General features: G+C 70.9%; 11 protein-coding genes and 1 pseudogene. 6 read left to right on the top strand and 6 right to left on the bottom strand.

Annotation, left to right across the window (positions count from 1 at the left end; translation table 11 throughout):
- Nucleotides 1–283 (top strand): annotated as a pseudogene (locus tag OJ962_RS33875) (ABC transporter ATP-binding protein); the annotation flags it as partial.
- Nucleotides 284–287: 4 nt separating this feature from the next.
- On the opposite strand, the gene OJ962_RS33870 reads toward OJ962_RS33875, so the two are convergent.
- The 6 genes from OJ962_RS33870 to OJ962_RS33845 form a co-directional block, all read right to left on the bottom strand.
- Nucleotides 288–692 carry a BON domain-containing protein gene (locus OJ962_RS33870; RefSeq protein WP_202957677.1) on the bottom strand — a complete coding sequence of 135 codons (405 nt, stop codon included), beginning with the start codon at nt 690–692 and terminating at the stop codon, nt 288–290.
- Between the two features lie 60 nt (nt 693–752).
- Entirely contained in the window at nt 753–1,112 is a 360-nt protein-coding gene (locus tag OJ962_RS33865; protein WP_202957678.1) for an STAS domain-containing protein, read from the bottom strand.
- Between the two features lie 48 nt (nt 1,113–1,160).
- A complete protein-coding gene (locus OJ962_RS33860; protein WP_202957679.1) occupies nt 1,161–1,568 on the bottom strand; it encodes a hypothetical protein in 408 nt (135 codons plus the stop codon).
- Nucleotides 1,565–2,020 (bottom strand): ATP-binding protein, encoded by a 456-nt coding sequence (locus OJ962_RS33855; RefSeq protein WP_202957680.1) that lies wholly within the window; start codon nt 2,018–2,020, stop codon nt 1,565–1,567. Before OJ962_RS33855 ends, OJ962_RS33860 begins: the two co-directional genes overlap by 4 nt.
- 106 nt (nt 2,021–2,126) lie before the next feature.
- Nucleotides 2,127–2,618: a DUF1360 domain-containing protein gene (locus OJ962_RS33850; RefSeq protein WP_202957681.1), complete on the bottom strand. Its 492-nt coding sequence runs from the start codon at nt 2,616–2,618 to the stop codon at nt 2,127–2,129.
- Between the two features lie 310 nt (nt 2,619–2,928).
- Nucleotides 2,929–3,282 carry a hypothetical protein gene (locus OJ962_RS33845; RefSeq protein ID WP_202957682.1) on the bottom strand — a complete coding sequence of 118 codons (354 nt, stop codon included), beginning with the start codon at nt 3,280–3,282 and terminating at the stop codon, nt 2,929–2,931.
- Between the two features lie 66 nt (nt 3,283–3,348).
- Between OJ962_RS33845 and OJ962_RS33840 the strand changes: the two genes are divergently transcribed.
- The 5 genes from OJ962_RS33840 to OJ962_RS33820 form a co-directional block, all read left to right on the top strand.
- Nucleotides 3,349–3,918: a type 1 glutamine amidotransferase domain-containing protein gene (locus tag OJ962_RS33840; RefSeq protein WP_202957683.1), complete on the top strand. Its 570-nt coding sequence runs from the start codon at nt 3,349–3,351 to the stop codon at nt 3,916–3,918.
- 4 nt (nt 3,919–3,922) lie between these two features.
- The gene (locus OJ962_RS33835) at nt 3,923–4,579 is read left to right on the top strand and encodes an HAD family hydrolase (protein ID WP_202957684.1); all 657 of its coding nucleotides are present in this window, start codon (nt 3,923–3,925) and stop codon (nt 4,577–4,579) included.
- A 168-nt stretch (nt 4,580–4,747) separates the two neighbouring features.
- On the top strand, nt 4,748–5,521 hold the full coding sequence (locus OJ962_RS33830) for a SigB/SigF/SigG family RNA polymerase sigma factor (protein ID WP_238932448.1): 774 nt from the start codon (nt 4,748–4,750) through the stop codon (nt 5,519–5,521).
- 153 nt (nt 5,522–5,674) lie between these two features.
- A complete protein-coding gene (locus OJ962_RS33825) occupies nt 5,675–7,324 on the top strand; it encodes a carbamoyltransferase family protein (RefSeq protein WP_202957686.1) in 1,650 nt (549 codons plus the stop codon).
- A partial coding sequence (locus OJ962_RS33820) for a glycosyltransferase family 2 protein (RefSeq protein WP_270006929.1) occupies nt 7,321–8,055 on the top strand: 735 nt, incomplete at its 3' end. The genes OJ962_RS33825 and OJ962_RS33820, both read left to right, overlap by 4 nt.

The raw sequence follows: 8,055 nt of genomic DNA, 5'->3' as shown, positions 1-8,055 counted from the left end.
CGCGATCAGCGGCGACGGGATGCGCTTCAAAGCCAAGCTCGACGTCGTCGAGTCGATGGGCTCCGAGCTGTACGTGTACTTCGAAGGCGGTGAGGTCCGCCAGGACCAGTTGGACGAGCTGGCGGCGGACACGGGCGCCGAGGAGGTCCCGGGCGCCGGGTCGAGCGTCGTCGCGCGCCTGGACGCGGCGAGCCGGGCCGAGGCCGGGGCTGAGGTCGAGCTGGTGCTCGACCCCAGCGCGATCAAGCTGTTCGACCCGGCCAGCGGAGCCGCGCTGCGCTGAGACGCTAGGAGTGCTTCTCGGCCGCGAGCCCGCGCGGCTCGGCGGTCGGCGTCGGCGTGCCGGGCGCGTGCAGCAGGTTCTTGACGCCGTTGATGCCCTGGACCTTGCGCGCCTCGGTGCCGAAGCGCTCGATCCAGGCCTCGTCCGCGACCGTGCCGCGCAGATAGACGACGCCCGCCTGGACGTCGACCGAGACGTCGCCCTTGGGCGCGTCCGCGGGACGGAAGATCTCGCTGCGCACGCGGTCGGCGAGCGTCTGGTCGTCCATGTCCTCGCGACGGTGCGGGATGACGCCGTGCGCCATGCCCTTGGCCGGGCCCGCAAGGCCCCTCGCCTTGTTGCGACTGAGGTAGCCGGCGACCGCGGCGGCCGCACCAGCGCCCATGACGAGCAGTGCTCCGGTTCTCATTTCGGGTCTTCCCCCTTGATGGTTGCCGTCTTGATAACGGCTACCCGGGGTCTTGGGCGGCTACGCCCCGACCGTGTCCCCGTTGAGCGCCTCTTCGAGCCGCCCGACGATCGTGAAGACGCTGTCCAGACCCGTGATCCGGAACGTCTTGACGATCGCGTCGTTCGAGCACACGACCACCAACCGGCCGTCGAGGCGGCGCAGGCGGCGATGCGCACCGATCAGCACGCCGAGCGACGAGGAGTCGATGAAGGTCGTCTCCGTGAGGTCCACCACGACGTGGGTACGGCCCTCGTCGATCGGAGCGGACACGCGTTGCTTGAACTCAGGGGCGGTGAAGAGGTCGATCTCGCCGGCGACGGAGACGATGTGGGTATCAGCGTCGACTGATCGATCTTCTATTGCAAAAGCTACGGCCATCGCGGATGGTGATCCCCCGCGAGGCCGTTTTCCAATCTCGCCGAACGGCTAGTTCGCTGACCCCGCGTACTCGAGCCGCACGTGGAGGAACTCGCGCTCGCCCTCGGGGGCGACGCGCAGCTCGTCCGCCAGCTGCTCGATGACGTTGCCCACGCCGGGCACCGCGGCGTCGACGACGAGCGCGTCGCCGCCACCCGGACGGAGCGGACCCACGCGCAGCGAGAGCGTGCGCGGGCCGGGCTGGAACGCCACATCGACGGTGCCGTGAAGCACGTGCGCGGGCGCGCGGGCGGCGATCAGGTCGGCGACCAGGACCGCGTCGTCGAGGCGGTCCAGCGGCAGGTCGGCGCGCGCGGCCAGCATGCCCACGACGCGGCGCAGGATCGGGCCGACGAGCGGCCCGGCGGCGATGGAGACGGTCGTCGGCGCGTCCGCGCCGGAAGGCTGGCTCGTCACGCAGCGTCCCCCGAACGCTGCCGCGCGAACGTCATCGCCACTCGGCTGCCTCCGCCCGGAACGGGCTGGAGCTCGACCTCGTCGGCGATCGCCGCGATCAGCGGCAGGCCGAGGCCCGGGCCGTTGGTGTCCGAGCTGGACCCGATGCCGCGCCCGTGATCGGCGACGATGACGCTCACAACGTCCTCCGACGGGACGATCGAGATCTCGACCGGGCCGGGAACATCGGGCGGATAGGCATGGCGCACGACGTTCGTGCACGCCTCGGTGACGGCAAGCCGCAAGTCCTCCACAAGGTCATCGGGCAGCTTCAGCGCCTCCGCGAACGCGCCGAGCACGTGACGGATCACCGACACGTTCTCCGGCCGGGCCGGAAGCGTCAGCTTCACGTCGGTGGTCGTGCGCTCCGTCACCGGCGGGACGGAGCGAAGTTGCGTCTGTGCGTTGCCCATGAAATGTCACGCGTCCTGGTACCCCCGGCAGTGCTGCGCCTAACCGTGGCCGCACCTGGAATATTGCGGTTCGAAGGATGACACGTCCGGCCTGCGGTTGAGGCGGTCACGCGGCAGGCCGCACGCTGCGGACGGTGGGCGGCTGAGGCTCGCTGCTCTCGGCGGCGTTCGCGTGCGCGCAGATCGCCTTGAAACCGGCCTGCAACAGATCGTTCCCGGCCTTCGCGGCGAGCACGGTCGCGACCGTGCGGCCGGCCGCGGGGGAGTGCAGGCGCAGGGCCACCAGCCCGAGCGAGGCCCAGGCTCCTGTGCAGCGGGTGCACAGGAGCAGCTCGCCGATGGCGTAGCGCAGGCGCCGGCCCTTCGGCTCGCGTCGCGCCTCGTCCACGAACGGGCGCCGCATCCAGGTCTCCACCTTCTCGTGCACGACGAGCTTGGAGAGCGCGAAGCTCGCCACGGCCAGCGTCGGGAGCTCGTGCTGCGGGATGGGCGCACGCCGGCGGGCGCTGAGGGCGGTCCCGGCCAGCAGCGTGCCGTAGATCGCGGACAGGGCCGCGTAGTCAGACGGCTCGGTCGGGGTGTGGTCGACGGGCTCCAACTCAGATCGGCCGCGGGTTCGGATCGGGCGGGAGCGGCATGGGGTCCGGTGAGGGCGAGGGCGGCGCCGGGTCGGGGCCGGGGCCGGGCGGTCTGGGGTCTGGGGTCGCCATGGACTTCGGCTACCCCAGGGCCTCGCCGCTTAACGCAAACGAGGCGCCCGTGAGGACGCCTCGTTCACTGAGGAGGAGGGTTGTGGCGCGCCTGCCGGAGAGTGGAGGGCATCCGTACGACGCGACATCCCGTTTGTTCCCGGTTGTTGCCGTGGCAAACCAACACAGGCTCAATTTCCCCCTACTGCGTCCAAAATGTCACGGCGCGGACCGCTCTCCCTCCGCTTCGCCTCCCACCACCGGTCGGGCGACGTTCGGATCGTCGTGCGGGGTGCCGCGGTTGAAGCGATCGCGCGGCGCACCCGTGCCGCCGTAGCGCTCCGCGTCTTGGCCGCCGATCGTCGTGCCGTCCTCGGTCTGCTCCCCAGCGTGCTCGCTGGTGTCGCCGAGCGGGGTGCTGTCATCGGAGCCGATGATGCTGAGCGGATTCTGGTCCGCGCCCGGGTCTCCGGCGTCCGAGAGGTCGTTCTTCTTCATGGAGTTCATGACGAGGAACGTGATGAAGCCGGCGATGATGAGGATCACCAGCACGCCGGCGATGACGTATCCCATAGGGGTTCGGCTACCCGTCGCTCGTGGAGGGTCAAACGGCTCGCGCCCCTGGGTAACCCCGATTCCATGGCTACTGAACTCGCAGGCAAGAAGATCGCGTTCCTCGCGACCGAGGGCGTGGAGCAGGTGGAGCTGACGGAGCCGTGGAAGGCGGTCGAGCAGGCCGGCGGCACGCCGGAGCTGGTCTCGGTCGAGGACGGCGAGGTGCAGGCCTTCAACCACCTCGACAAGGCCGACACCTTCAAGGTCGACAAGACGGTGAGCGAGGCCACGGCCGCCGACTACGACGGGCTCGTGCTGCCCGGCGGCGTCGCCAACCCGGACTTCCTGCGCATGGACGAGGACGCCGTGAGCTTCGTGCGCGCGTTCTTCGAGCAGGCCAAGCCGGTCGGCGTGATCTGCCACGGCCCGTGGACGCTCGTCGAGGCCGACGTGCTCAAGGGCCGCACGATCACGTCCTGGCCGTCGCTGAAGACCGACATCGAGAACGCGGGCGGCACGTGGGTCGACGAGGAGGTCCACGTGGACCAGGGCCTCACGAGCTCGCGCAACCCCGACGACCTGCCGGCGTTCTGCGCCAAGATCGTCGAGGAGTTCGCCGAGGGCAAGCACGCCGAGCAGGCGCGCAGCGCGTAGTCGCGTGGCCACGGCGATCCTCGACATCGACGGCACGCTGGTCGACACCAACTACCACCATGCCGTCGCGTGGTACCGCGCCTTCCGGACGTTCGGATTCGTCCTGCCGCTGTGGCGCATCCACCGGCACATCGGGATGGGCGGCGACCAGCTCGTCGCCGCCCTCGCCGGCGAGGGCTTCGACCGCGAGCACGGCGAGGCGGTCCGGGCGGCGGAGAAGGTCCTCTACGTGCAGCTCATCGACGAGGTGCAGCCCTTCACGGGCGCGCGCGAGCTGATCTCGACCCTGAAGGGCGAAGGTCACGTCGTGGTGCTGGCGTCCTCGGCCAAGCCCGAGGAGCTCGAGCACTACCTCACGCTGCTCGACGCGCGCTCGCTCGTCGACGGCTGGACCGACTCGGGCGACGTCGAGAAGACCAAGCCCGAGCCCGACCTCGTGAACGCCGCGCTGGAGAAGGCGGGCGCGAAGCCCAAGGACGCCGTGATGATCGGCGATTCCACCTGGGACTGCCTGGCCGCGGAGGCCGCCAAGGTCCGCTCGATCGGTGTGCTGACGGGCGGGTTCAGCGAGCAGGAGCTGCGCGACGCCGGCGCCGCGGAGGTGTTCGAGTCGGTCGGCGAGTTGGCCAAACATGTGAACGAGGTCGTCGTAAGGGTTTGAACGAAGAGCGCGGCGGAGATAGGGCGATGCGAGGCCGGCACTGGAGGCGTCCGGCACAAACCCACGACGGACGCTGCTGCTATGGATACCCTCGAAGCTACCTCGCCGCCCGCACCCCCGGCAAGCCCTGCTCGGAGGTCCGCGGCACGAGAGGAGAAGCCTGTCGCGATGACCTCCGTCCGGTCCGAGGACGGTCCGAGCCGTTCCGAGGAGGATCGGCGCCTGCTGATTCGCTACCACCGCCACGGTGACCAGGCGGCCCGTGAGCAGTTGGTGCAGCGCTTGCTGCCGCTTGCGCGGCGTATGGCGCGGCGCTACCGCCGCTCCGACGAGCCGCTGGATGACCTCGTGCAGGTCGCGACGCTCGGCCTGATCAAGGCCATCGACCGCTTCGACCCCTCGCGCGAGACCGCGTTCTCGTCCTACGCCGTGCCCACGATGCTCGGCGAGCTCAAGCGCTACTTCCGCGACAACGGCTGGGCGGTCCATGTCCCGCGCGGGATGCAGGAGCGGGTGATGCAGGTCGACAACGCGATGAAGGACCTGTCGCGCAGGCTCGGTCGGTCACCGTCGGCCGCGGAGGTCAGCGAGGCCCTGAACCTGTCGACCGAGCAGGTGCTCGAGGCGATGGAGGCGGCTTCGGCGTACGACGCCGTGTCGCTGGAGTCCTACCGGTTCGGCGACGAGGGCGACGGTGAGACGTACGCAGAGTCGATCGGCGTCGAGGACGACCGCTTCGAGCTGGTCGAGTACGGGGCGACGATCGCGCCGACTTTGCAGGCGCTGCCGGCGCGCGACCGGATCGTGCTCCACCTGCGCTTCGTGGAGGACATGACGCAGGCCGAGATCGCCGAGCGGGTGGGCGTTTCGCAGATGCACGTGTCGCGCCTGATCCGGCGTGCGCTCGAGCGTTTGCGGACCGTCGCGGAACACTCGGGATAGCCTGATTGTCGAAGTGGTTGACCCCCTGGGGGATAACCGCTTCGGCCGAATCAGGAGAACCACTTCCGCACGTACGCGGGTTTGCGGGCCGACCGTCACCGGTCTGACGGGTCCCGTTTCAATTGAAGCGCTTCTCGGAGAGCGGGTTCGGCAATGGCCCGCGTTCTCGGCATCAACGCTGTATTCCACGATCCCGCTGCTGCGCTGGTGGTCGACGGTGAGACCGTCGCCGCCGCGGAGGAGGAGCGCTTCTCCCGGCGCAAGCACGGCAAGACGCCCGTCGCGTTCTCCACCTGGGAGCTGCCTGAGCAGGCGATCCACTGGTGCCTGGCCGAGGCAGGGCTCACGCCCGCCGACCTCGACGCGGTCGCGTACTCCTACGACCCCGGGCTGTGCCGGCCGATCGGCGCCGACATCACGTCCGACAACTGGGAAGGGCTGCGCACCCTGTACGCGCAGCGGGCGCCGCTGTTCCTGAAGACCGTGCTCGACGGGTGGGAGGGCGACTTCCGGTGGGTGCCGCACCATCTGGCGCACGCGGCGTCGGCGACGTTCGCCTCCGGCTTCGAGAACTGCTCGGCGCTCGTGCTCGACGGGCGTGGTGAGCGCGGCTCCTACCTGGCCGGCCGCTTCCAGAGCGGGCGCTTCGAGGTGCTGCGCGTCCAGGACCTCCCGCACTCGCTGGGGCTGATCTACGAGGAGCTGACGGCGCACCTCGGGTTCCGGCGCTCGTCGGACGAGTACAAGGTGATGGCGATGGCGTCCTACGGGGAGCCGTCGTTCCTGGATGAGTTCCGGCAGCTGGTGCGGCCCGACGGGGCCGGTGGCTTCTGCGTCGAGGAGATCGACTGGGCGCGCTTCGCGCCGGCGCTGGCCAAGGACGCGGAGTTCACCCCGCAGCACGCGGCGCTGGCCTCGACGGTACAGACGCGCCTGGAGGAGATGCTGATCGAGCTGGCCGGGTGGCTGCACGAGCAGACGGGCGACTCGGACCTGGTGCTGGCGGGCGGCGTCGCGCTCAACTGCGTGGCCAACTCGCGCTTGTGGCGCGAGGGACCGTTCGCTCGCGTGTGGGTGCAGCCCGCGTCCGGCGATTCCGGGACCGCGCTCGGCGCCGCGATGCAGGTCGCGCACGAGCTCGGCGACAAGGTCGCGCCGATGCGCACGGCCGCGCTGGGGCGTGGGTGGGACGACGACGAGCTGGCAGCGGCGCTGAACGTGGCGGGCGTCGAGTACACGCGGCCGGACGACATCGCCGAGGCCGTGGCCGCGGTGCTGGCGGAGAACGGCGTCGTCGCCTGGTTCCAGGGACGGTCGGAGTTCGGGCCGCGCGCGCTCGGACATCGATCGCTGCTGGCCGACCCGCGCGACCCGGCGAACCTCGAGAAGATGAACGACATCAAGGGGCGCGAGCAGTTTCGCCCCGTCGCGCCGATGGTCCTGGCCGAGCGCGCCAACTCGATCTTCCGCGACGGCCCGATCCCGTCGCCGTACATGCTCTTCACGCACGGGGTGCACGACGAGTGGCGCGACCGGATCCCCACCGTCGTGCACGTCGACGGCACCGCGCGCATCCAGACCGTCGACCGCGCGGAAGAGCCGTTGGTGGCGCGCATGCTCGAGGCCTTCGAGGCCAAGACCGGCGTCCCGGTGGTCGTGAACACGTCGCTGAACACGGCCGGGCGGCCGATGGTCGACGACCCGCGCGACGCGCTGGAGTGCTTCGGCTCCTCCCCCGTCGACGCGCTCGCCATCGGCCCGTTCCTCATGACGCGCAATCGCGATCGCCTGGCGGTCGCGTGAGCTACGAGATCGTCATCCCGACTTCGGGGCGGCCCTCGCTCGCGTCGTTGCTGGCCGCGATCGGGCCGCGCGACGTGATCGTCGTCGACGACCGGCGGGATCGCTCCGGCGAATTAGAGGTGCCGGCCGGCGTGCGCGTCGCCCGGGGGCCGGGACGTGGACCGGCGGCGGCGCGCAACGTCGGCTGGCGAGCGGCGCGGTCGGAGTGGGTGGCCTTCCTGGACGACGACGTCCTGCCGCCGTCCGGGTGGCGCGAGGCGCTCGAAGCCGACCTCGAGGCCGCGGGTGAAGCCGGCGCGACCCAGGGCCGCATCGTCGTCCCGGTGCCGGAGCGCCCGACGGACTGGGAGCGCAACGTGCGCGGGCTCGAGGACGCTCAGTGGGCGACCGCGGACATGGCCTACCGACGCGAAGCGCTGGCCGCGGTCGGCGGCTTCGACGAGCGCTTCCCGCGCGCCTACCGCGAGGACGCCGACCTCGGCCTGCGCGTCACCGGCGCGGGCTGGACGATCGTCCGCGGCGAGCGCCACATCGTGCACCCGGTCGGGCCCGCCCCGGCGTCGATCTCGCTGCGCAAGCAGGCGGGCAACGCCGACGACGTGCTGATGCGTCGCCTCCACGGCGCCGACTGGCGCGAGCGCGCCGGCGTTCCCGCCGGCCGGCGACCGCGCCACCTCGCCGTGGCCGCGGCCGGCGTCGGTGCCCTCGCCGCCGCGGCGGTGGCCGCCGCG

It is taken from the genome of Solirubrobacter deserti (assembly GCF_027587175.1).
GTDB lineage: Bacteria > Actinomycetota > Thermoleophilia > Solirubrobacterales > Solirubrobacteraceae > Solirubrobacter > Solirubrobacter deserti.
This window is presented reverse-complemented; position numbering and strand designations above follow the sequence as displayed.